The sequence below is a fragment of the Chryseobacterium sp. MIQD13 genome, assembly GCF_050496705.1.
Classification (GTDB): domain Bacteria; phylum Bacteroidota; class Bacteroidia; order Flavobacteriales; family Weeksellaceae; genus Chryseobacterium.
The window spans coordinates 543,529-565,691 of record NZ_JBNWAF010000003.1 but is presented as its reverse complement, the minus strand read 5'-3'; the positions used below and the strand labels follow the sequence as shown (position 1 = coordinate 565,691).

Below are 22,163 nucleotides of genomic sequence, written 5' to 3'. Positions count from 1 at the left end.
AAAGTCTGAATATGAAAGTTGTTTCTCTTGTACCCTCCATCACAGAGGCGTTATTTGATCTTGGCCTTACTGAAAATGAAGTTGTTGGCAGGACAAAATTCTGTATCCATCCTGAAAATAAAGTAAAAAATGTATCTGTTGTCGGCGGAACAAAAAACATTAATATTGATAAGATCAAAGCTCTGAAACCTGATCTTATACTGGCCAATAAAGAGGAAAATATTAAAGAACAAGTAGAAGCATTGATGAATGATTTTAAAGTCACAGTAACTAATGTGGAAACCATTGAAGACAATTATTACCTTCTCAAAACTCTCGGAAATATTTTTAATAAAGAGGAAAGAGCACAATTATTCAATCTCAAGATCTATGAGGTTCTGGAACAGGCTAAACTCGACTCAACAGTAAAAGCTGCCTATCTCATCTGGAAAAATCCTTATATGACCATCGGTTCAGATACTTTTATACACAGAATCCTGTCTGAGATCGGGTTTGAAAATATTTTTAAAGATAAAACCCGTTATCCTGAAATTCAGATGAAAGATCTTGCTGATGCAGATGTTATCATGCTCTCTTCCGAACCTTTTCCTTTCAAAGAAAAACATATTGAGGAAATGAAGGCATTTTATCCTGATAAAAAGATTATGATCGTGGATGGCGAAGCATTTTCATGGTACGGTACCCATATTGCAAAATGTGGAGATTACTTTAATGAATTGCTTGCTGAGATTCATACCATGCAGCGTTGATCTTTTTAAATATTTAAGGTTTATAAGCAATTATCCGGATAGCAAAGAAGACCACTTAAGTTTTTTGAAAATCTTTGATTTTCACATTGACAAAAATTAGTCGGATCAAAATTCCCCTCCCCTGGAGGGGTGGCGAAAATTCAAAGAATTTTTGACGGGGTGGTTAAAACCGTAATAAAGCCCATGCTAAATCAACCTTCAGTGGCTTCCCACCAATGATCCAAACAAAAAAAGCTCCGATTCCAGATCAGAGCTTATTTTATATTTCAAATGAAATTTCAATTACAAAATCTTGGAAACCTCATTACAAAGCCATTCCAGCAATTCACGGTCTTCAGCGGTAAAAGGATCAATTTTGTGTGAATCTATATCAATCTGACCCACATTTTTACCGTCTTTAAAGATAGGAACCACAATTTCAGCCTTTGTATCAATGGAACAGCTTAAATAATTGCTTTCCTGATGAACATCCGGAACTACAAATGTTTCATTGGAAACGGCAACCTGTCCGCAGATTCCTTTTCCGTAAGGAATAATAGTATGATCAGTAGGAGCTCCTACATAAGGCCCTAATTTCAGTTCATCTTTGTCACCATTTTTAAAGTAAAATCCTGTCCAGTTGAAGTAAGAAATTTCCTGATCCAAAAGGTGACATACCTTTTCAAGCTTTTCTTCTGTATTATGTTTTGGACTTTCAAGAATGGAAGAAAGTCTTTTCTTTATTTCTGACATTTTATTTTGTTTTTTAGGAGAATTGTTTGAGGGAAAGCTCTTCTTTATAGCCGAACATTCCACGCTCTTTTATCATTTCTGCAACACCTTCAGGAACCTGGTTTTCCCAGCCTTTAATACAGCATGCAATTTTTCTTAAAATCTCTCTTGAATAAATTTCCAGGAACTCAGGATTATGGTTGGTAATATCTACAATACGGTTGTTGTGCTTGAAATATTTATAAAGCTCTTTTAAGTTTTCTTCTACTTTTAAATTTGAAGAATCCAGTAATTCGTGGGTTTCAGGATCTTTGTAAGGATAAAGATACACCCTCATCCCGTTTCTGAAGAACTTCCCGAATGCTTCCAGAATTCCTCCTGAAAGGTCCTTATAATATTTCTCGTCAAATACCATCAGAAGGTTATTTACTCCCATAGCAACACCAATATCTCCGCTCGTATAGGATGCAAAATAATCAATTAGTCTGTAATATTCGGAGAAGTTTGAAATAATTACGGTATAGCCAAGCTTTCCGAGAATGTCAACCCTGTCCATAAAATCTCTTTCGTCAATATCACCATCCGCTCTAAGGTTTGAAATAGTAATCTCAATAAGTACCTCTGTTTCTTCCTGAGTACAGATCGCATCTTTCTGGAACATTTCAAGACCGTTTTTAAGCATGTCGATATTCACTTTCGTCACAGGTCTGAAACTTCCTCTTACCGCGAATATATTTTTTTTGTATAAAACATCGGCAGGAAGCATATTGCTTCCCTGAGAGTTGAAGATCACAGCATCTGTCATTCCGTGTTTCACGAGCTGTAAAGACATCAATCTGTTATCAACATAGTCAAACGCAGGACCGCTGAAATCGATCATGTCAATTTCAAGACCGTCTTTTGCAATGTCGTCGTATAAGGATTCAATTAAAGTTCGTGGATTGTCGTAATAGTTGAAAGCGCCGAAGATAAGGTTTACACCCAGATTTCCTAAAGTTTCCTGCTGCAGGGTAGCATCATTTTCTTTGAATTTTACGTGAATTACAATTTCATTGTAATCTTCATTTTCTTTGGTCTGGAAACGGATTCCTACCCAACCGTGCCCCTTCAGCGTCTTATCGAAATTAATGGTAGTAACCGTATTGGCATAAGAGAAAAATTTTCTGTTTGGATTGTTTTCTCTAGAAATCCTTTCCTCAATCAATGCTACTTCATAACGGAGCATTTTACGGAGCCTGTTCTGGGTAACATACCTGTTTTTTGCTTCCTTTCCGTAAATGGCGTCACTAAAATCTTTGTCGTAAGCAGACATTGCCTTAGCAATTGTACCGGAAGCCCCTCCTGCTCTAAAAAAGTGACGAACAGTCTCCTGCCCTGCTCCAATTTCTGCGAAAGTACCATAAATACTAGGATCTAGATTAATTGTCAATGCTTTTTGTTTCGGAGTAAGTTTCTGATACATTAGGACGTAAAATTTTTCGTAAATTTACCAAAATTAAACCAACCTCAAAAGAAAATGAAGTTGAAATTTTTAGGAACCGGTACTTCCCAAGGTGTGCCCGTTATAGGCTGTACATGTGAAGTATGTACTTCCAAAAATCCCAAAGACAAGCGTTTCCGCTCCTCAGTAATGATTACTACAGAGGAAAGTAGAAAAATACTGATCGACTGCGGACCGGATTTCAGAGAACAGATGCTTCTCAACCATGAAAATAATGTAGACATTGCCCTTCTTACCCACGAACACAACGACCATGTGATCGGGCTTGATGATATGCGCCCACTTATTTTTAAAAGTGGAAAAGATATGCCTGTTTATTGCTATCAGAGAGTTGGAAACGAGATCAAAAAACGTTTTCCCTATGCTTTCACAGACGTAAGATATCCGGGTGCTCCGGCTTTTGAACTTCATGAAATTGAAAATAAACCTTTTCACGTTTTAGATACGGAGATCACTCCTGTTGAAGTAATTCATTATAAAATTACGGTCTTCGGATATAAATTTAAAAACCTGGCGTACATTACGGATGCCAACTTTATTTCAGACACAGAAAAGGAAAAACTGCAGAACCTGGATGTACTGATTTTAAACTGCATCAGAAAGTTTGATCCGCATCCTGCCCATTTTGTCCTTCCTGATGTGATCGCCCTGTTTAAAGAGCTTAAGCCTAAAAAATTATTTCTAACACACATCAGCCATCATCTGGGACTGCATGATATTGAAGATAAGGATCTTCCGAAAGGGATGCATCTGGCTTACGATGGTCTGGAGATAGAATTTTAAAATTTTCTCTCAAAAAGCTTTTGAACATTAAAAAAAGTTTCTATATTTGCACACCAATTTAAAGCAGCCCAGGTGGCGGAATTGGTAGACGCGCTGGTCTCAAACACCAGTTCTTAGGAGTACCGGTTCGATCCCGGTCCTGGGTACAAAAAAAGGTTTAATTAATTGATTTTCAATTTTTTAAACCTTTTTTACATTATATTTTACCGACATTTTCCCAACTTTTCAAAAAAATATAGTTTTCTAAATAATAGATAGAAAGATAATATGCTTGTTTTGCTTAATTCTGAAGTATTTTATTTCAATATTATTTCAACTATTCTTTTTTTGTAGGCAAAGCACAAAAAAACCGCCAATAGGCGGTTTATATTATTATTGTTTAGTAAAAACTATATTCTCAGGCTCATAAGGCAAATTTATTTTTATGCCACCAGCTGGATAATCTGAACAGTTTTTATTTGTAATAACTGTTGATTGAGGTTGATAGTGCCAATTCAGATGGGAAGGGTCAATATATTCAGTATTAATTATTCCCCATCCTACAGTGCATTTTCCACCTTCATAACTAAATGCAACTGAATTATCTATTTCTGTTCCCATACTTACTATATTAGTGTTATCATTAGAAGAATTCACTGTGCTTTCTATTATTTGGTTATTAATTAAAACTTTATATCTAATTAATAAAACATCTCTAAAAAAATGTTTTGTTAATCGACTTATTGGTCTATCCACCTGCTTAGTTACATAAATATAGATTTCTTTATTTCCTAATGTAGCCTTCCATGTTCCAACAAATTTATCATATTCATTATTAAGATCTTTAATGTGAGAATTGTTTGGAATAGTTTCGTAATCGGTATTTAATGAATATTGTTGAGCTTTACAGGAAAACACAAACAATCCTAAAAAAATAAGTATCCAGCTTCTCATTACAATTTAGTAAAGATCAGGTTTTCACCCTCTGGAAGATGGATTGTCTTATCTAAGCTTGGAGAGCATCTATCACTAGATGTTGCAACAGTTTCCGCATAATAACGCCATGAGATTTGAGTATTATTAAGTTTTTTTAAATAAATATCTCCCCATCCTATATCACAGTTTGTTCCATTGTAACTTAATACAACCATACTCATTCTTGTACCTCGGCTATGAATAAGATTTTTTTCTTTCATAGTAGTAAAATTTAGATTTTGTGTACTTTGAAGAACTATATCTGAAGAATTTTTTACAGAATATCTTACTATAAGGACATCTTTATAAAACTTTATATCACCTAAATCAAAATATTTATGATCTTCTTTGGTGATATATAAAGTAATTTGATTACTATTGATATTGGCTTGATATGTTCCAATATAAGGATCAAGTTCATTATTTAAATCTTTCAAATAAGCATTTAATGGTAGGTTATCAAAATGTGTATTTAAAGGAAGTGTTTGTGCTTTACAGGAAAACACAAACAATCCTAAAAAAATAAATATCCAGCTTCTCATTACAATTTAGTAAAGATCAGGTTTTCACCCTCTGGAAGATAGATTATTTTATCTAAGCTTGGAGAGCATCTATCACTAGATGTTGTGACAGTTTCAGCATAATAACGCCATGAGATTTGAGTATTATTAAGTTTTTTTAAATAAATATTTCCCCATCCAATATCACAGTTTGTCCCATTATAACTTAATACAACCATACCTAGATTTGGATTTGTTCCAAGACTGTGAATAAGATTTTTTTCCTTCATAGTAGTGAAATTTATGTTCTGAGTATTTTGAAGAATTGAACCTGTAGAATCTCTCACTACATATCTTACAATGAGAACATCTTGATAAAATTTCAAATTATCTAAATTAAAATATTTGTGATCTTCTTTTGTAATATAAAGTGTAATTGTACTTCCATTAAAAATACCTTGATAGTTTCCTATATAAGAATCTAATTCATTATTTAAATCTTTTAAATATGAATTTGTTGTGATATCTTTTAATTTTGTATTTAAAGGAAGTGTTTGTGCATTACATGATATTACTGTTGTAATAGCTATAAATAATACTAAAAATTGATAATATATTGTTTTCATTATAAATGTTTTTAAAATTATGGACAAGGAATGCCTTTTGTTGAGCCATCACTATTTAAACTGATTATTTCTACTTTATTACCATCTATTCTTTGTAAAATTACTTTATTTTCCAATTCCATAAGTTTTACACCTTCAAAGAAAAGTTTTTGCAAGCCTTCCATATTTAAAGTAAATCCACCATCATTAGTATTTAAAGCATCTAATTTTAATTCACTTGCTGCTTTTTCATATTTTTTCTTTATATCATCAAGCTTTTCATCTGTAAAACTATGCTCAACAGCTTCCTGATAACTTCCATTAAAACGTATTATATAATTAAGATAAACAAACCCTCCACTCCCATCTTGCTCTGCAGCAATCATGCCATGAAAAGCATCGGACGGACCAGTGATAGAATTATGCTTAACTAGCGTTAAAAGAATATCAATATCACGATGAGAAAGCATATGTGTCCCTCTTAAAGTATGGTTATGATATGCTCCATAAGAACTTGAAAGATCACCATAGTCTACCTCATGCTTTGAGGTTTGCGAAGCATCTGCTATGTTGCCGTTGGTATTTATTTTAAATCCGTTCTCGCCACCGTTAGGATTTACCGCAGGTAATTGGGCCTGCAATTTCAATGCTGAAATTTTTGCCTGTACTTCCGGCTTTGCCAGTGTGCTCTTAGTTTTCTCACAAGGGTTTTCAGGAGTATTATTCCCTACATTAGGTTGTGTAACAACACCCCCTCCACATAGTCCCGGACTGCTTACAGGATCGGTTGGGTTTTCAAAACCTTCTGCCTCACATCCTCCGGATCCCGGAGTACTGCCGCCTCCGGTATCACCTGTATCCGTTCCAGTTCCTCCGTCTCCACTGCCACCACCGCTTCCGCAGTTCCAATAGGCAATAGTATATGCAGATGGTGCCACATCGGCTGTACATTCTCCCCATGCAAAAACATTGGATTGGTTATGTACTCCTTCACTGCATTCATGCCAAATCGTTTCTTCGGTATATGTACACATACCAACTTTAGAAGAAGCTGAAGGGGCATCCAGATCTGTAATAGTAGTTTTACCTTTTGTATCTACCGGAATACCATTAAGAAGACTTTGTTTTTCGGCCTGTGTAAAACTATAGCTAAAGAGCAGCCTTTTATAACTGCCATCAGGAAGCGGCGATAAAACAAGATTTTCTAAAGGAGCATCTGCGGAAGCATTTTCCCTCACAATCCTAAAAGTATACGTGTAATAATTAGGTCCGTTTTCAATGTAGATCACATGGTCTGTATCTACAGAAACACCGTTTCCGTTTTTACCCAGTTTACCTTGAACTTTCTGCACTTCCTCTCCAAGCAATACTTTATGTTTAGTATCTTCTAAACGAATGGTTTTTGAAGTGAGCCGAAATTTACTGCTATTGTTAACGGTTTCTTTTTCAGGAAAATAATCATTCCTGCAGGAATACAGCGAAGCGCTGAGGGCTACTAATAGAAGTAGCCTGAGAGTAATTTTTTTTCTCATTAACTTTTTGTGTTTAAGCGTTAAATATAATTAAATTTTTCATATCACCATGACGTGATGTTTAAAAAGCTCAGACAAATTATTTTATAAGCCTTGAAAACCGGTGCACGAATCTAAAAATAATTGTGAATTCCTGATATGGGGGAAAACACGATATTTTAGATAATAAGTCTTTTTACCCGGATCGGTTACGTATTCTCATATAATATTTTTTAAATTGTTTCTGTCTTTTTCATATAAAAATATAACGACACAGCGACAGAACCTGTCGTAATTATATGATACTTAGCACAACTCCGATAAATTTTCATTATTTTATTATGAAATAAATGCAAAAATAATGAGAAGTGAAGCTATTCTATTGTGTATGATATTTCCTTTGCTATTCTTCATCTTAAGCTAAATTAGAATGAGGAAAAAATATCCTCCAAAACATGATATTTTCCCCGAAAACATCCTAAAGATTTATTTCCATTCCTTAAAAACGGCAATATCCTGCTATATTTGCCCCTGAAAAAATAATTCTACAATTATCATCAATGAATTTATTATACATCAACTGGGATGTAAGTCCCGAAATCTTCAATATTGCCGGGTTTCCTTTAAAATATTACGGAATGCTGTTCCTTGCCGGACTTGTTTTGTGTTATATGATCTTAAAAACTATCTATAAGAAAGAAAACCTGAGCAGCCAGGCCCATGAAGCTCTTTTTTCCTATGCATTTATTGGAATTCTGGTTGGTGCAAGACTAGGACACTGCCTTTTTTATGATTTTGATTATTATTCCCAGCATCCGATCGAGATCTTCCTTCCTATTCAAAAAGGTGCTGACGGAGCTTATCATTTTTCAGGATATGCTGGATTGGCAAGCCACGGTGGTGGAATCGGACTTATTATTATGCTTCTGATTTATGCCAGAAAATTTTCGATCAAATTCATGACTGTTCTGGATGTCATTGCGATTGCAACACCTTTGGCCGGAGCCTTTATCAGATTAGGCAATCTTATGAACTCTGAAATTATAGGAACCCCGTCTGATGCTCCCTGGGCTTTTATATTCAGACAGGTAGATAATATTCCCAGACATCCTGCTCAGCTGTATGAAGCAGTCTGCTATCTTACAATCTTCCTTCTGGTCTATTTTATTTACACAAAAAATCTCTTTAAGGTTGGAAAAGGATTTTACTTTGGAATCACTACCCTATTAATTTTTGTTGTCCGGTTCTTTGTTGAATTCATCAAAGTAGATCAGGTTGATTTTGAAAAAGGAATGAGTCTGAATATGGGACAGATTTTAAGTATTCCGTTCCTGTTTCTGGGACTGTTTTTTATTATTAAAAGCATCCGTGACAGAAAGGAAGTAGGAGTTTCGTAGTCTTAAAAATATCATAAAAGCCCCTGAAATTAATTAATTTCAGGGGCTTTTTTTGAGTCTGTACAAATAAAAATTGGCTTAAGGTCATTAAGCCAATCCGTATTCTGCAGCCAGAATACTAACATCCACATATATTCTAATTATTGTATTCGGTTATTGTTTTTGAAATCTTCACTTACTGATATTTAACAGTTCAAATTTGCTCAAAACTGGAGAAGAAAAAAAGAAACAGCTATCAAATAAAGTTTTTGGTCTATGAAGGATTTTAATAAATAAAATATAAAACCTAAAATTCTATAGACGGCTTATAGGTCCTGCCTATCGGAAGTTTCTTGCCGTTTACCTGAATCATACTGGCGGATCGTACTTCAATCTTTGGTTTGGAAATAATATAGGATTTGTGAATTCTGACAAACATTTTAGGATCAAGGCTTTCTTCTATCCTGCTGATCGGCATTTTTACAGTAATTGTTCCTGCTTTGGTATGAATGTGAATATATTCCCTCAAACTTTCGATAAAAAAGATGTCATAAAGGATAATTTTAATCTGCTTTTTCCCGCTGCTGATAAAAATATGTTCACGGTCTGCGGCTTCCAACAGAGCTTCTTCAGCATTCATGAGGTATTTAAATTTTTCAATAGCCTTAGTAAACCTGTCATATGGAACCGGTTTCATCAGATAATCCACAATATCAAGCTCATAGCCTTCTACAGCATACTGATGGTAAGCGGTAGTTACAATGACGAGAGGTGGGTTTTTCAGTTTTTTAAGGAAATCAAAACCTTTTACAACCGGAAGGTGCAGATCAAGGAACATCAGGTCAATATCATGCCTGTTTAAAATGCTTCCTGCGTAAACGGCATCAGAACATTTTGCCAAAAGATGAAATTCTTCATCCCTGGAAATAAAATTCTCCAGGATCTCAGCAGCTATCGGTTCATCTTCCACGATGATGCAGTTGTATTTTTTAGAAACGGATTGGGTCATTGAGATCAATAATTAAGGTTACAATATATTGTTCACTGGTGCTTTCAACGGTAAGTATATGTTTTGGATAAAGCAGTTCAAGCTGTCGGCGGATATTTTTCAGTCCTATTTTTGTAGAATTTCCGTGAGGTTTTTCTTCTTTTGAGTTTTCAATATGATAATGAAGAACCCCGTTTGTCAGTTTAATATCAATATGAATAAAACTCCGGCCTAAAGTTTCAGAGACTCCATGTTTAAAAGCATTTTCCACAAACTGAATCAGAATGAGCGGTGAAATCTCCCGGGAAGGGTCATCAATGTCCTCATTAAAACAGATCACAAGATCATGGTGACGAATCTGCTGAATCTGGAGAAAATCTTTGATATTTTCCACATCTTTTTCGATGGAAATATACCGTTCGGATGCTTCATAAATATTATATCTCATCACTTTGGAAAGCTGCAGGATCACATCAGGTGTTTCATCTGCTTTTTTAAGAGCCATTCCATAAATATTATTGAGGGTATTGAACAGGAAATGGGGATTGATCTGAGCTTTCAGCATGGTAAGCTCCTGATCAAGTTTTTCTGATTTTAACTTTGAAATCTGCTCTTTCAGCACGTTTTTCTGCCTTGTAATTTCAACCCCGAAGATAAGTCCTGCCATAAATATAAGGTCCATAAAGGAGTTGAAAGCCACAAGCCCGTTGATAAATCCTGAAGGCTGTTTTCCGTCTAATGTTTCTACACCTCCATAAATATAAGGATAGATGATATAATGGGTAAAAAATCTGTGAGCCAGTACGGCAGTAATCAGGCTAATAACAGAGAAGATATAGGTAAGAAATCTTTTTGCATTAATCCTTTCATAAAGGTACAGCAGGGCATAACCCAGCGGGATTTTAATTAAAAGATATCCAAGCTCAAGAATCAGAGTATGCTGAAGCCTTATCTGCCATTTCACATCAGGAAACTGATATCTTGACCAGTAAAAGTCCAGATAGACTTCCAGAATATAATACAGTATCCAAAAGAGCAGATGGATATGTAATTTTGATTTTCTGTCTGACTTCAAGTGTGATAAGATTTACTATGCAAAATACCATATTTCAGTTGAAAATAAAAATATCAGCCGCCAATCTACTGCAATTGTCTATCAACTGCATTTTCTTTCTGTCTGGTAAAGATAAGCTGTAAAAAGCAGCATACTAACAGCACATTGAATTCAATGCCATTGGTTCCTCCGCCAACTACATACCAGCCGTTCTGCCAATGGACAAAATAAATTCCTAAAATAAGGATGAATATATTGCTTACAGAAACTGCTTTTATATAACGGTCTGACCAGATCAGGAATACTGAGAAAAGATGAATAAGTTTCACCGCCCAGGCCAGATAAATCCCGAAAGGACTGAAGCCTATGGTATCAAGATAAAGCCGTCCGAAATTATTGACATCCCCACTGAAAACAGATATCACACTATGCATCAGTAAAATAACCGACAGGGCTGAACGGAGGTAGAAATTTTTCATGAATCTAAATTAAACAACCACAAAAAAGAATGATTATCACTGTATATCAAAGACTTAAAAACGTATATAAAAGAATGAAGCCTGATCATGGATATCTGTAATAAATTCCGAATATCCAACGCCATATAAACAGTAAATGTTAAATTAAAAAAAACTACATTTTTTGAAACTTAACATAAAATAGCATATTCCATTACATACCAGCCGAATACACTCCATAACTGCTCTGAAATACAGCTTTTGTTCAAAAAAAATCCAAAATACGTGAGTTTTAGGCACAGCATTTGCTGCTTTACGAATCATATTATACACCACTTCATTTTTATAATATATTATTTTCCACAATCCTCAGTACGCTGAGGATTTTTTCATTATACCTGTTTTGATGAAATAATGCTCCACTTTATCAGAGAGAAAATACATTTTTGATAATCAATGATTTAAAATAGGTTTATTCAGTTTATTGTCGTACATTTGTGTATTAATAAATAGGCCTCTGCCTTTGCCCTCTGTTTAGAGTATAGAAATTCTTTCTTTTCAGTTCCCGCTTTTCAGATGCCTCATTTTTAAAAAATCACTTCTTTTACTGATGAACGGCCAAAAACAAAAACTGCTTTCGACGTTTCGTTTTATAAAGAAGAGCAGACGGACTACTGCAGGCTTTACACAGCAAATGGCAGATCGGATAAACAAATATTACAATTTAAAATTAAATACTAAAATAATTTATGGCAGACTCTTTTTCTAAAAAAGAAAATTTCAAGAAAAAAATTCAAAAACAAAAAGAAAAAGCGCTGAGACGCGAAGAACGTAAAACGAACAACAACAAAGGAGCGGAAGATGTTTTTATGTATGTAGATGAGTTCGGAAGACTTACCTCTACCCCTCCTGAAGACAGAGAGAGACAGGAAGTAAATATTGATGACATCCAGCTTGGTGCAGCTCCGATTATTGAGGAGGACATCAGAAAAACAGGAATCATCACTTTCCACAGCGAAAAAGGCTATGGCTTCATTACTGAGGACAACAGTAAAGAAAATGTTTTCTTTCATAACAACAGCTGTGCACAACCTGTAAAAAAAGGGAACAAGGTATCTTTCGAGAAAGAAAAATCTCCGAAAGGATTCTCTGCTGTTAATATTCAGATAGTCAAATAATCAGACTTCAACAAATCTGCTCAAATGGCAGATCTTGTAAAATATAAAAAAGCCATCCCATGAGGATGGCTTTTATTGTTTAGATAAAATTCACATTCTTAACTGAACATTTTCTCCAATACTTTATAGCGATAATCAAAAATATGTTCCAGTTTCTTCTTAACAAAAAGCGGACGGGCTATTTCTCCCAGAAACCCCATCGGAAGCTCATAGTCAATCGTATCTTTCATCAATACTCCTTTTTCATTGGGAACGAACTCATGATGATGATGCCATAGTTTGTAAGGTCCTTTTTTCTGGAAATCTATAAAGCTCTTTTGAAAATCCACCTTAATGATCTCGGTCTGCCATTTCATTTTTATCCCGAATAATGGCGAGACGTAATAATCGATAAGCATTCCTTCATAAATTTCATCATTTTCCATTGTGGTAAGTACAATGAAATTCATGTCTTTCGGGGTGATCTCCGAAATATTATTGGCAGAGGAAAAGAATTTCCAGGCTGTTTCTATAGTACAGTTGAGCTGCTGCTCACGGTAAAGACGGTGCTTCATATCATTTTTATATCAGAAAGAATACCAATTCATTTATTTTCCACCCAAAATTGAATAATCAAGAATATGTAAAAACGGTTGATTTTCAAAACAGCAATCACCTATTTTAATTTAAAAATACACCCCTTCTATTTATAATATTTTATAACCTCATCAGTAAAACAGTTATAATATGTACAATTAAAACATATTCAAATAATGACTATAATAGAATTGGAGCAAGTTTTCCAGCCTAAACAAACACTATTATATTTTGAAAATCAAGCACTTAATCAACTGTCATATCTATGTAATATTTCATTTTTTCTGCAAAATGAATAAATAAAATATGTTTGTCTCAGAATTAAAAAGAAAGCAATTTAAATTGTGATATCATACAATTATCTACTTTTTTTATGAATGCTTCTCGAAATTCAACGGTTAAAATCTGATATAAAATTAAATTTTAATCACAAAAAAACAAAAATGATTTGGAAAAAAAATAATGAATACCAACTGGTTCAATGCCGGCCGGCATACCAATACATTCAACAAATTTTTATCCGAAACACAAATTAAAATAAAACACAAACAGGATAAAATGAATTATCATATGAAAAACAAATTATTATTAATAGCAGTTTGCTGTTCAAGTATGTTCAAAACACAAGTAGGCATAGGAACGACAACTCCTAATTCAAATTCAGCCTTAGAACTATCTTCTAATTCAAAAGGACTATTATTACCACGCATTGCTCTTACCAGTACGGTTTTACCGGATCCGCTTTTGAAACACGAAAAAGGTATGGTGGTCTACAATACATCGGTAGTAAACGATGTCGTAGAAAACATATACATAAATGACGGTACCAAATGGTATAGATTATATACCAATCAGCCTAATATTGGTGACGTATATTACAGTTTTGCAACAGCCGATCACCAGGGATGGTACAAATTGGACGGCAGAAGCTTAACTTCCTTACCTGCAGTGGCACAAGCAAATGCATCTAAACTGGCTATAGTATCAACATTACCTGACACTACCGACAGATATTTAAAACAAAGAGGAGCTTCTGCCATGTTATCTGCCAACGGAGCTCAAACTTTTACTCTTACACAATCAAATCTACCCAACATTACCTACTCAGGAACTACTACCACGGATGGAAGCCACACTCACACTTATGTTGATCGCGGTGATAAACCATATGATCACCTTATAGGAACAGCACAGTATGCAAGCTCTGCTACATCTGTCCAAACAACAAATGCAACAGGAGCACACATCCACGCTGTTCAAGTAAGCTCAGGAGGATCAAATACAGCAGTAACTGTTGAGCCAAAGAACTTGGCAGCAAATGCTTTTATTTATCTAGGTTTCTAATTTTAAAATTGTATAATGAAAAATATATTGTCTTATATCATATTAATCCTGGCCGTATCTGTTAAAATTAAAGGCCAGGTCGGAATAGGAACCCCCAATCCAAGTACAAATTCAGTATTGGAAGTTTCTTCAACAGATAAGGGAATATTGTTAATGAGAAACAACATTACCAATACCACTTCCCCTGCACCATTATCAGCACATGTACAAGGAATCATTACCTATAACCTTTCCAATTCAAATGATGTTTCGGAAGGACTTTATCAAAACAATGGAATACAGTGGACCAAATTGTCTTATGATTATCCTTATGGTACCATCTCAAATAGTTTGGCAACAACAGATAACAACGGATGGTATTTACTGAACGGAAGAGCGGTTTCTTCACTTCCAGCCAATGTTCAATCTCGGGCAGTAAGCCTGGGTTTTGCAACAAATTTACCCAATGCTGATGACCGGTTTATTAAAACAAAAGATACTTCTGAGACCTTAGGTTTGTTATCCGGAAGTTCTACTATCGCATTAACACAAGCCAATCTGCCCAACGTTACTTTTATGGGGAGTACCAATTCTGCGGGAGACCATTCTCATACTTATATAGATAGGGGTTCCGGCACAACTACTAACAGTGGAACCGGACCTGCAGGTATGAATCCTGAAGCTGATGATACTGTAGGAACATATACTACCGGCACTAGTGGAAACCATAGCCATCAAGTTTCAATGCTTTCTGGTGGAAGCTCCCAGCCTGTTAATATAAACCCAAGCTACTTAGTAACCAATGTATTTATTTATTTAGGAAATTAATTATGAAAAAGTTAAATAATATCATCATCATATTTGCCATTGTACTTATTAGCAATACTCTAAACGGGCAAGTGGGCATCAATACGCCTAATCCTAATAAAGAATCCCTGCTGGAATTATCTTCTACCGATAAAGGGTTCTTACCTGTAAGGCTGTCTTTGGTAAGTATGACCAGCGCTGCTCCTCTTTCTCAACACGTTAAAGGTATGGTAGTCTACAATACAGCAAATACAAGTTCTGTATCAGAAGGACTTTACGTGAATAATGGTACAGAATGGCTTCGGTTATCTACAGCAGATATACCTGTAGGGAACATAAAATATAGTGTTCAGACAACGGATCACAACGGATGGTATCTGCTAAACGGAAGAGCAATCTCATCATTCCCTCCGGTTGCACAGTCGAATGCAGCAGCTATTGGTTTTACGGCTAATATTCCCAATGCCACGGATAAATATTTAAAAGCAAAAACCGGAGCTGAAGTTTTAGGTTCATCAGGAGGTAGTACTACTTTCACCCTTGTGCAGGCCAATTTACCAGCTGTGACTTTTTATGGTATGGCTCTTTCTACGGGCAACCATGCTCATACCTATACTGACAGAGGCAATACGACTGTTGACGCAGGAGTAAATACTACTGTCAATATGCAGGCTGATGACACCTCAGGAACATATACAACAGATCCGGCGGGTAATCATAGCCATAGCTTTACTGTAAATACGGGAGGAGCAGGTGTTCCGGTATCTATTAATCCCAAAAATATTGCCCTCAATGTCTTTATTTATTTAGGACAATAATATATTGATACAATTCTTTTTCATCTGTATAAAAGCAACTATACATAAGTGTTCACTTTTTGATATACGATTCTAAAACACAACAGCAAAAACAAATGAAAAGTACACAAGCCGTATTCTCTTACGGCTTTTTTCATTTTAAAAATATTATTATTCTATTGATAAATCCACATCAGAACCGGTTTTTTTGTTTTTTGAATCATCGGATCAATTTCCCTCATCGCATTATTGGAAACCGTAGGACAGCCCCACCCTTCAGGAGAACCTTTTGGAAAAATTTCATCATCACTCATCTGATCCCACGAATGGAAAACCACAAACCTTTTCAAAGCATTACTGTTGGTTGCTTCCAGACCATGCATCAGATACTTGATATTAATTCCCCATTCACTATACGCTCTTCCCTGCAGCTTATATTTTCCTAAAGAGGAAAGATGGCTTCCGTCTTCATTACTGAACTTCGGATTATCTTTTGAACCGTCCGCACTCCATGGATTTGAACCACAGCCATGCCCTACAAGATACTTTTTAACCACTGAATCCGTTTTAAAATCCCAGACAAAAAATCTTTTAACACCGGAATGAAGACTCATATCGATCAGGATACAAAAATCTGTACTGAGCTTTTTTGAAACACAGAATTTCAGAGCTTCTTCCGCTTTTGCTTTAATTTCAGGCAGATTTGCTTCCGGTCTTTTTTCTGTTTCAACAACAGGCACTGTAATGACAGAAGAATGGTTTACTCCAGGCTCATTACTGCATGAAAGTACAAGGTAAACAGTAAAAATAGCGGTAAGAATTTTCATTGACAATTATTTATAGTGTCTGAAAATCCCAAAATCGGAAGGGGTCCACAATGCTGCTTTCTGGCCTGCTGCTTTCAGCGCATCGTTTGCCCAGGTATTGCAGGTGTTCAGGAAGCTGTATTTTCCTTTGGCATCATAAAATGCATCATTTACGTCATACACAGCATCGGTAGGAATAAGAATGAAATTTCCGTTCTGATCCCTGTCGAATTTATCTTCTACAAATTTCACCAAATTCTTGTACTGCTCTTTGCTGATCATGATCATTTTGCAGTCTTCACCTTCTTTCATGGTTTTGTAATAAGAACAGTGCATAGCTGAATCACTCAGCCAGAAAGCAGCTTTAAAAGCAGTGGAAAATTTCAGATCGGCCCAGGTTGGAGTATCAAGATAAAAGCCTTTGTCGCCCCAGCCTATTCCTATATAAGTATAATCTGTTCTTTTTGATTTCGTATTGGCAAACGGAACTTTTGCCCCCCAGTCCTGAAGATCATTTTTTACAGGCATTACGATGTCAGTATGCACTCCGTTTGTGTAGATATAAATCGGAACATCCTTCGGTTGTCCGTCATTATCCCCGGAAACTTCTATAAGAGGCAGCAGAAGCGCCATAATAACATACAGGGCAACAATTCCCAGAATAACACCCAAAGTTTTCAGAACGTATAATAATACAATTTTCACACTCATGTTTTAATAAAATTTAATCTTCAATTTTCCGTAAAAGTATTTGTTTTAATCGAAAAAATGATTAAATTTAGTTACGAAATATTCACAAATATGCGTAAAAATACAAAATCACAAAAAAGATTTAAAGTAAGAGTAAAAACAGCTCCAAAAAGAGTACAAAAAAAACGTTGATTTTCGGTGGGACATTGGTCTCCTGAAGGTCAATTTTTCTTTTCTAGGAAAAGTTTTTCAGAGATTCTTATTGAATAGATCTTATCCTCCTTAAGGCTTACAATTTAAGGAATGGCCGTTTATCCTCTTAAGTTTTGGAACCTGAAAATTCCAGATGAGGATTTGTCACCAAAAATTTATCCTAAAGTTTATCTGAAGAGCGTTCCAGAAATTCGATATTACGCTTCAGACCTGCAAATTTTGTTCTCTTTACGGGAGATTTTCTGAAGATCTCGGAGAATATTTCTTGGGTAATTTCTTTCCACTCTCCTTTTTTGAAATTTTTCAGCGATTCATTGGGAACAAACCGGCTCTGAAGATTTGGGGCAGAAAACCTGTTCCATGGGCATACATCCTGACAGATATCGCATCCGAACATCCAGTCTTCCATTCTGTCCTGAAAATAATCCGGAATTTCGTTTTTGAGTTCTATGGTTGCGTAAGAAATACAACGGCTTCCATCAATGACCTTTTCTGAAACGATGGCATCTGTAGGACAGGCATCAATACATTTTCTGCAGGTTCCGCAATGATCTGTAGCAGCATAATCGGGAATCAGTTCAAGGTCGCAGATAATTTCTGCCAAAAAATAGAAAGAGCCGTTTTGCTTGGTGATGAGATTGGCATTTTTCCCTACCCAGCCTATCCCGGATTTTCTGGCCCAGCTTCTTTCCAAGACAGGTGCGGAATCTACAAAAACCCTGAACCCGAACTCTCCTATTTCCTGCTGAAGCTCTGAAACCATCTCACGGAGAATTTCCTTTACCACTTCATGATAATCTTCTGCATAAGCATATTTTGAGATCTTGTAGTTTTCTAAGGCAGAGATTTTTTCTTTTGGAAAATAATTATAGGATAGTGAAATAACAGATTTTGAGCCTTCCACAAGCAGTCTGGGATCAAGTCTTTTGTCAAAATGGTTTTCCATGTACTTCATTTCGCCATGGAAATTATTTTTAAGCCATTTTTCAAGATTTGAGGCATCTTCTTCCAGAAAACCAGCTTTCGAAATACCACAGCTCTGAAACCCAAAATGTTCTGCTTTGGATTTTATGAGTCTGGAATATTTTTCGGCACTGGTATTCAGGATTTCCATTCTGCAAAATTAAGATTAATTTACGAATCCTGCATTTTTCAATAACAGTGGATAAGCCCAGGTTTTTAAGCATTTTTGTGAAAATTTATGGTTTGTTAAAATACTTTTTCAGGAAAAAATTGCGTATTTTCGTTCTTATTTTAAATCTAATACATTAAAAGTTATGTCTTTAATAGAAGTTATACAATCAGGAAATTATGAATTAGTTGACGTTCGTGAGCCAATGGAGCTTGAAATGGACGGAAATATAGACGGAGCCAAAAATATTCCGCTTGGTGAGGTAGAAGACAGAAAAGAAGAAATCTTATCTGTTGAAAAGCCTGTGATCTTATTCTGCAGAAGCGGAAACAGAAGCGGAAAAGCATTGGAATATCTTAATGGCCAGGGCTTGAAGGACGGTTATAACGGCGGAGGCTGGGCTGAACTGAAAGCAGTACTGGAAGCAAATCAAGGAGCTTTTTAAAAGTTCCTTTTTTTATCTTAATCCATCATGAATCTGCAAGAAAAATTCACGGATCTTTGTCTTCATTTTACGAAAGACGGGACACTTATTGAAAGCCTGTGGCAGGAAATTGAAAAAAAATACTCCGGAAAAGGCAGGCATTATCATAATCTTTTTCACCTTGAAAATATGTTCCTGGAGCTGGAAAGTGTAAAAGGCCATATTACAGATTATAAAAGCATTGCATTCTCTGTTTTTTATCACGATGTTATTTATGATGCTTCTTCAAAATCCAATGAAGAGAAAAGTGCATCTTATGCTGCGGAACGGCTTCAAAGAATAGGCTTGGATAATGGAATGATTTCAAAAATAGAAGCCCAGATCTTAGCAACAAAGTCTCATCAAAAATCAGATGACACAGATACGGATTATCTTCTGGATGCAGACCTTTCTATTCTGGGGAAAGACTCTGAAACCTATTTTGACTATACCCGGAAAATCCGGAAAGAATATGCCATATATCCCGATATCCTCTACAAACCGGGAAGAAAAAAGGTGCTGAAACATTTTCTTGAACTTGAGAGTATTTTTAAAACCAAGCATTTCAGAAACGAATATGAGCAGCAGGCAAAACTGAATCTGACTGCAGAACTTCAGACTTTATAAGTATATGATATAAAAGGAGATGCAGCTAAGCTACATCTCCAACATGGAACCATTCATTCAAACACAACTAATCATCAACTAAAAAACCAAAGGGGGAACTTTAGAGATCTCTTACAGGGGTGATTTTTCATCAGATTTTGTTTTTAGAATCTTCTGCATCGCTGTTTGATGTTTCAAAAATAGAAAACAGAATATCACCTTGTAGTGATTTCAAATGTAGATTTTGTGTAATTTTCAGCATAGAACATGATATAGTATCCTGAAAATCTGATATCAAAAAAGTTAATGATTTTAAAATAATCGCTTTAAAATTTATCCGGAATATAAATTATTTATTTTTTTATTTTCGCTAAAACATGTACATGTATTAATATGGAAATTAACATGAAAAACAGCTATACTACCCGTAATAATATGTATACTCATACAAATAATAAATTTTCCAATAGAATTTGTACATAAAAAAGACTAATTCAGCTTGAATAAAAATCCGGAAATGGCATTAAAATTTCCGATATTTTCCTGATTAAAAGAAATGAAAAAGCATCTTGTTAAATCAAGATGCTTTTATTATTAATGCTAAATTTAAGCTAAATAATATTTAAAAATTCCGATACTTTATTGAGGACAAGTTCAGGAACTTCTTTATGCGGTGTATGCCCAGTTCCCGGAATAATATATTTTTCCGATGTACCGCTTACCTGAGTGACTGTCTTTTCAACCTGTTCCAGCGTGCCATACTCATCAGCATCACCCTGAATGAAAAGTAAGGGGCAGTGGATATCTTTTAACAGGTATTCAATATTCCAGTTTCTGTAATCTTCGCGGGTCCAGGTTTCCGTCCAGGCTTTGAAAAGCATTTCCACTTTATCTCCATGATACTTTGAAAGACGTTCGGCAAGATTGGTCGTTTTGTAAGCTTCCCAGGCTTCATAAACCCCTTTCAATGTAATATCTTCTACGAAAATATGTCCTGCTTCACAGATTACTCCCTTTATTTTTTCAGGATATTTAGCTGCTGTGATAAGGGCAATGGTCCCTCCATCGCTATGTCCGAATAAAACTGCATTACTGATATTAAGACCGCTAAGCAGATCGTTAAGCAAGTCGGCTTCCAGCTCCATATAATTGACCGGTCTTTCATGAGTAAGCATCGGTCCGGATTTTCCATACCCTAATCTGTCATACACCAGAACATTACTGTTTGTAATTTGAGACAGCTTAAGCGGAAAGTCTCTCCAAAGCTGTGTACAGCCCAAGGAATCGTGGAGGAAAACAATAACAGGTTTTCCTTCAAATGCATTATGATATGCAATATACAGTTTCTGATCTCTTACTTCAATTATTCTCTCTTCCATTCATTCAGATTCTATAAACTTGGCTCCTTAGTTCCCTGAAATTCCTTTAATAAGTTTGCAAATACCGTTTCCACCGGAAGTATTTCGTCAATTAAGGCAGAAACCTGGCCTATTTCCAGTTCGCCGTCTTCCATATCTCCTTCAAACATTCCCCGTTTCGCTCTTGCACGCCCCAATGAAGCTATTAAAGCATCTTTATCTCTTCCCGACTGGTAGATCTCTTCCAGTTCTCCAAAGAATTTATTTTTAACCATTCTTACGGGTGCCAATTCTTTTAAAGTAAGATGAGTATCTCCTTCATTCAGTTCTGTGATTTTCTTTTTCCAGTTTTCGTGGGCACTTGCTTCAGTAGTCGCAGCAAAGCGGGAACCAATCTGTACGCCGTCCGCTCCTAAAATCATGGCAGCTTTCATCTGTGATCCCAGTGCAATTCCTCCGGCAGCAATCAGTGGCTTGGAAATATGTTTTTTAACATTTGGAATAAGGCAGAAAGTCGTTGTCTCATCTCTCCCGTTATGTCCCCCTGCCTCAAAACCTTCAGCTACGACAGCATCTACTCCTGCTTCTTCACATTTTACTGCAAATTTGGTAGACGAAACTACATGGGCTACTTTTATTCCTTCTTTTTGAAGGGTTTCTGTATAAGTTTTAGGATTTCCGGCAGAAGTAAATACAATCTTTACCCCTTCTTCCAGAATAATCTGAATAATTTCCTCAAGATTAGGATACAGCATGGGTACATTAACACCAAAAGGCTTATCCGTAGCCAGTTTACATTTCCGTATATTTTCTCTCAGGATATCAGGATACATGCTTCCTGCACCTATAATCCCTAATCCTCCGCAGTTCGAAACCGCCGAAGCCAGTCTCCATCCCGAATGCCAGATCATTCCGGCCTGAATAATAGGATATTGTATATTAAAAAGCTCTGTAATTCTATTTTGATCTGTCTTCATGTCATGAAGTTTTTTTGCTGAATTGAAATCTATAAAATTGCTCATGC

24 protein-coding genes and 1 tRNA gene are annotated in these 22,163 nt (G+C 35.7%); 10 read left to right on the top strand and 15 right to left on the bottom strand.

The features are described from left to right. The first annotated feature begins 11 nt into the window (after positions 1–11). On the top strand, positions 12–749 hold the full coding sequence (locus ACQWU4_RS14955) for an ABC transporter substrate-binding protein (RefSeq protein ID WP_429936546.1): 738 nt from the start codon (positions 12–14) through the stop codon (positions 747–749). Between the two features lie 282 nt (positions 750–1,031). On the opposite strand, the gene ACQWU4_RS14950 is transcribed toward ACQWU4_RS14955, so the two are convergent. Together ACQWU4_RS14950 and ACQWU4_RS14945 are read right to left on the bottom strand one after the other, a co-directional pair. Then, positions 1,032–1,481, bottom strand: a complete 450-nt coding sequence (locus tag ACQWU4_RS14950) for a GAF domain-containing protein (protein WP_429936545.1) — start codon at positions 1,479–1,481, stop codon at positions 1,032–1,034. Positions 1,482–1,494: 13 nt separating this feature from the next. Beyond that, complete coding sequence (locus ACQWU4_RS14945) at positions 1,495–2,922, bottom strand: TonB-dependent receptor (RefSeq protein ID WP_429936544.1); 1,428 nt, start codon at positions 2,920–2,922, stop codon at positions 1,495–1,497. Between the two features lie 54 nt (positions 2,923–2,976). On the opposite strand from ACQWU4_RS14945, the gene ACQWU4_RS14940 reads away from it, so the two are divergent. Further along, entirely contained in the window at positions 2,977–3,744 is a 768-nt protein-coding gene (locus ACQWU4_RS14940; protein ID WP_429936543.1) for an MBL fold metallo-hydrolase, read from the top strand. Between the two features lie 66 nt (positions 3,745–3,810). Further along, positions 3,811–3,890: transfer RNA gene (locus tag ACQWU4_RS14935), tRNA-Leu, on the top strand. Positions 3,891–4,116: 226 nt separating this feature from the next. On the opposite strand, the gene ACQWU4_RS14930 is transcribed toward ACQWU4_RS14935, so the two are convergent. Genes ACQWU4_RS14930 through ACQWU4_RS14915 form a run of 4 tightly spaced genes read right to left on the bottom strand, consistent with a single transcriptional unit; the run spans position 4,117 to position 7,335 of the window. Next, positions 4,117–4,677 (bottom strand): DUF6705 family protein, encoded by a 561-nt coding sequence (locus ACQWU4_RS14930; protein WP_429936542.1) that lies wholly within the window; start codon positions 4,675–4,677, stop codon positions 4,117–4,119. Beyond that, complete coding sequence (locus ACQWU4_RS14925) at positions 4,677–5,240, bottom strand: DUF6705 family protein (protein WP_429936541.1); 564 nt, start codon at positions 5,238–5,240, stop codon at positions 4,677–4,679. The genes ACQWU4_RS14930 and ACQWU4_RS14925 overlap by 1 nt, the downstream gene beginning before the upstream one ends. Beyond that, positions 5,240–5,824: a DUF6705 family protein gene (locus ACQWU4_RS14920; protein WP_429936540.1), complete on the bottom strand. Its 585-nt coding sequence runs from the start codon at positions 5,822–5,824 to the stop codon at positions 5,240–5,242. Before ACQWU4_RS14920 ends, ACQWU4_RS14925 begins: the two co-directional genes overlap by 1 nt. A 17-nt stretch (positions 5,825–5,841) precedes the next feature. Next, positions 5,842–7,335 carry a hypothetical protein gene (locus tag ACQWU4_RS14915; RefSeq protein ID WP_429936539.1) on the bottom strand — a complete coding sequence of 498 codons (1,494 nt, stop codon included), beginning with the start codon at positions 7,333–7,335 and terminating at the stop codon, positions 5,842–5,844. A 539-nt stretch (positions 7,336–7,874) separates the two neighbouring features. Here ACQWU4_RS14915 and lgt point away from each other — a divergent pair. Continuing rightward, on the top strand, positions 7,875–8,711 hold the full coding sequence (gene lgt, locus ACQWU4_RS14910; RefSeq protein WP_429936538.1) for a prolipoprotein diacylglyceryl transferase: 837 nt from the start codon (positions 7,875–7,877) through the stop codon (positions 8,709–8,711). A 286-nt stretch (positions 8,712–8,997) separates the two neighbouring features. Here the strand turns inward: lgt and ACQWU4_RS14905 are convergent, their stop codons facing one another. From ACQWU4_RS14905 to ACQWU4_RS14895, 3 genes are all read right to left on the bottom strand, one after another. Then, a complete protein-coding gene (locus ACQWU4_RS14905; protein WP_429936537.1) occupies positions 8,998–9,699 on the bottom strand; it encodes a LytR/AlgR family response regulator transcription factor in 702 nt (233 codons plus the stop codon). Beyond that, complete coding sequence (locus tag ACQWU4_RS14900) at positions 9,680–10,753, bottom strand: sensor histidine kinase (RefSeq protein ID WP_429936536.1); 1,074 nt, start codon at positions 10,751–10,753, stop codon at positions 9,680–9,682. The genes ACQWU4_RS14905 and ACQWU4_RS14900 overlap by 20 nt, the downstream gene beginning before the upstream one ends. 65 nt (positions 10,754–10,818) lie before the next feature. Beyond that, complete coding sequence (locus tag ACQWU4_RS14895; RefSeq protein ID WP_429936535.1) at positions 10,819–11,211, bottom strand: DoxX family protein; 393 nt, start codon at positions 11,209–11,211, stop codon at positions 10,819–10,821. Positions 11,212–11,939: 728 nt separating this feature from the next. On the opposite strand from ACQWU4_RS14895, the gene ACQWU4_RS14890 reads away from it, so the two are divergent. Next, positions 11,940–12,368: a cold-shock protein gene (locus ACQWU4_RS14890; RefSeq protein WP_429936534.1), complete on the top strand. Its 429-nt coding sequence runs from the start codon at positions 11,940–11,942 to the stop codon at positions 12,366–12,368. 98 nt (positions 12,369–12,466) lie between these two features. Here ACQWU4_RS14890 and ACQWU4_RS14885 read toward each other — a convergent pair whose 3' ends face one another. Beyond that, positions 12,467–12,922, bottom strand: a complete 456-nt coding sequence (locus tag ACQWU4_RS14885; RefSeq protein WP_429936533.1) for an SRPBCC family protein — start codon at positions 12,920–12,922, stop codon at positions 12,467–12,469. Positions 12,923–13,406: 484 nt separating this feature from the next. Between ACQWU4_RS14885 and ACQWU4_RS14880 the strand changes: the two genes are divergently transcribed. The 3 genes from ACQWU4_RS14880 to ACQWU4_RS14870 are packed head-to-tail and all read left to right on the top strand — an operon-like array spanning position 13,407 to position 15,892. Further along, positions 13,407–14,288 (top strand): hypothetical protein, encoded by an 882-nt coding sequence (locus ACQWU4_RS14880; RefSeq protein WP_429936532.1) that lies wholly within the window; start codon positions 13,407–13,409, stop codon positions 14,286–14,288. 15 nt (positions 14,289–14,303) lie between these two features. Further along, entirely contained in the window at positions 14,304–15,095 is a 792-nt protein-coding gene (locus tag ACQWU4_RS14875; RefSeq protein ID WP_429936531.1) for a hypothetical protein, read from the top strand. A 2-nt stretch (positions 15,096–15,097) separates the two neighbouring features. Next, positions 15,098–15,892 (top strand): hypothetical protein, encoded by a 795-nt coding sequence (locus tag ACQWU4_RS14870; protein WP_429936530.1) that lies wholly within the window; start codon positions 15,098–15,100, stop codon positions 15,890–15,892. A 155-nt stretch (positions 15,893–16,047) separates the two neighbouring features. Here the strand turns inward: ACQWU4_RS14870 and ACQWU4_RS14865 are convergent, their stop codons facing one another. The 3 genes from ACQWU4_RS14865 to queG all read right to left on the bottom strand — a co-directional run bounded on the left by ACQWU4_RS14865 (position 16,048) and on the right by queG (position 18,694). Next, the gene (locus tag ACQWU4_RS14865; protein WP_429936529.1) at positions 16,048–16,698 is read right to left on the bottom strand and encodes a murein L,D-transpeptidase catalytic domain-containing protein; all 651 of its coding nucleotides are present in this window, start codon (positions 16,696–16,698) and stop codon (positions 16,048–16,050) included. A gap of 6 nt (positions 16,699–16,704) precedes the next feature. Beyond that, entirely contained in the window at positions 16,705–17,382 is a 678-nt protein-coding gene (locus ACQWU4_RS14860; protein WP_429936952.1) for a TIGR02117 family protein, read from the bottom strand. 358 nt (positions 17,383–17,740) lie between these two features. After that, positions 17,741–18,694, bottom strand: a complete 954-nt coding sequence (queG, locus tag ACQWU4_RS14855) for a tRNA epoxyqueuosine(34) reductase QueG (protein WP_429936528.1) — start codon at positions 18,692–18,694, stop codon at positions 17,741–17,743. 163 nt (positions 18,695–18,857) lie between these two features. Here queG and ACQWU4_RS14850 point away from each other — a divergent pair, with 163 nt between their 5' ends. Together ACQWU4_RS14850 and ACQWU4_RS14845 are read left to right on the top strand one after the other, a co-directional pair. Next, entirely contained in the window at positions 18,858–19,157 is a 300-nt protein-coding gene (locus ACQWU4_RS14850; protein ID WP_429936527.1) for a rhodanese-like domain-containing protein, read from the top strand. Positions 19,158–19,184: 27 nt separating this feature from the next. Further along, positions 19,185–19,802, top strand: a complete 618-nt coding sequence (locus ACQWU4_RS14845; RefSeq protein ID WP_429936526.1) for an HD domain-containing protein — start codon at positions 19,185–19,187, stop codon at positions 19,800–19,802. A gap of 590 nt (positions 19,803–20,392) precedes the next feature. Here the strand turns inward: ACQWU4_RS14845 and ACQWU4_RS14840 are convergent. Both ACQWU4_RS14840 and ACQWU4_RS14835 read right to left on the bottom strand, forming a co-directional pair. Beyond that, positions 20,393–21,160 (bottom strand): alpha/beta fold hydrolase, encoded by a 768-nt coding sequence (locus ACQWU4_RS14840; protein ID WP_429936525.1) that lies wholly within the window; start codon positions 21,158–21,160, stop codon positions 20,393–20,395. Between the two features lie 11 nt (positions 21,161–21,171). Then, complete coding sequence (locus ACQWU4_RS14835; protein ID WP_429936524.1) at positions 21,172–22,116, bottom strand: NAD(P)H-dependent flavin oxidoreductase; 945 nt, start codon at positions 22,114–22,116, stop codon at positions 21,172–21,174. Positions 22,117–22,163 lie beyond the last annotated feature (47 nt).

Coding starts and splice junctions, on each gene's coding strand:
- ACQWU4_RS14945 (WP_429936544.1), bottom strand. CDS start 2,922: ATGTATCAGAAACTTACTCCGAAACAAAAAGCATTGACAATTAATCTA.
- ACQWU4_RS14845 (WP_429936526.1), top strand. CDS start 19,185: ATGAATCTGCAAGAAAAATTCACGGATCTTTGTCTTCATTTTACGAAA.
- ACQWU4_RS14890 (WP_429936534.1), top strand. CDS start 11,940: ATGGCAGACTCTTTTTCTAAAAAAGAAAATTTCAAGAAAAAAATTCAA.
- ACQWU4_RS14955 (WP_429936546.1), top strand. CDS start 12: ATGAAAGTTGTTTCTCTTGTACCCTCCATCACAGAGGCGTTATTTGAT.
- ACQWU4_RS14865 (WP_429936529.1), bottom strand. CDS start 16,698: ATGAAAATTCTTACCGCTATTTTTACTGTTTACCTTGTACTTTCATGC.
- ACQWU4_RS14875 (WP_429936531.1), top strand. CDS start 14,304: ATGAAAAATATATTGTCTTATATCATATTAATCCTGGCCGTATCTGTT.
- ACQWU4_RS14930 (WP_429936542.1), bottom strand. CDS start 4,677: ATGAGAAGCTGGATACTTATTTTTTTAGGATTGTTTGTGTTTTCCTGT.
- queG (WP_429936528.1), bottom strand. CDS start 18,694: ATGGAAATCCTGAATACCAGTGCCGAAAAATATTCCAGACTCATAAAA.
- ACQWU4_RS14940 (WP_429936543.1), top strand. CDS start 2,977: ATGAAGTTGAAATTTTTAGGAACCGGTACTTCCCAAGGTGTGCCCGTT.
- ACQWU4_RS14835 (WP_429936524.1), bottom strand. CDS start 22,116: ATGAAGACAGATCAAAATAGAATTACAGAGCTTTTTAATATACAATAT.
- ACQWU4_RS14925 (WP_429936541.1), bottom strand. CDS start 5,240: ATGAGAAGCTGGATATTTATTTTTTTAGGATTGTTTGTGTTTTCCTGT.
- ACQWU4_RS14850 (WP_429936527.1), top strand. CDS start 18,858: ATGTCTTTAATAGAAGTTATACAATCAGGAAATTATGAATTAGTTGAC.
- ACQWU4_RS14920 (WP_429936540.1), bottom strand. CDS start 5,824: ATGAAAACAATATATTATCAATTTTTAGTATTATTTATAGCTATTACA.
- ACQWU4_RS14880 (WP_429936532.1), top strand. CDS start 13,407: ATGAATACCAACTGGTTCAATGCCGGCCGGCATACCAATACATTCAAC.
- ACQWU4_RS14895 (WP_429936535.1), bottom strand. CDS start 11,211: ATGAAAAATTTCTACCTCCGTTCAGCCCTGTCGGTTATTTTACTGATG.
- lgt (WP_429936538.1), top strand. CDS start 7,875: ATGAATTTATTATACATCAACTGGGATGTAAGTCCCGAAATCTTCAAT.
- ACQWU4_RS14885 (WP_429936533.1), bottom strand. CDS start 12,922: ATGAAGCACCGTCTTTACCGTGAGCAGCAGCTCAACTGTACTATAGAA.
- ACQWU4_RS14905 (WP_429936537.1), bottom strand. CDS start 9,699: ATGACCCAATCCGTTTCTAAAAAATACAACTGCATCATCGTGGAAGAT.
- ACQWU4_RS14950 (WP_429936545.1), bottom strand. CDS start 1,481: ATGTCAGAAATAAAGAAAAGACTTTCTTCCATTCTTGAAAGTCCAAAA.
- ACQWU4_RS14870 (WP_429936530.1), top strand. CDS start 15,098: ATGAAAAAGTTAAATAATATCATCATCATATTTGCCATTGTACTTATT.
- ACQWU4_RS14840 (WP_429936525.1), bottom strand. CDS start 21,160: ATGGAAGAGAGAATAATTGAAGTAAGAGATCAGAAACTGTATATTGCA.
- ACQWU4_RS14915 (WP_429936539.1), bottom strand. CDS start 7,335: ATGAGAAAAAAAATTACTCTCAGGCTACTTCTATTAGTAGCCCTCAGC.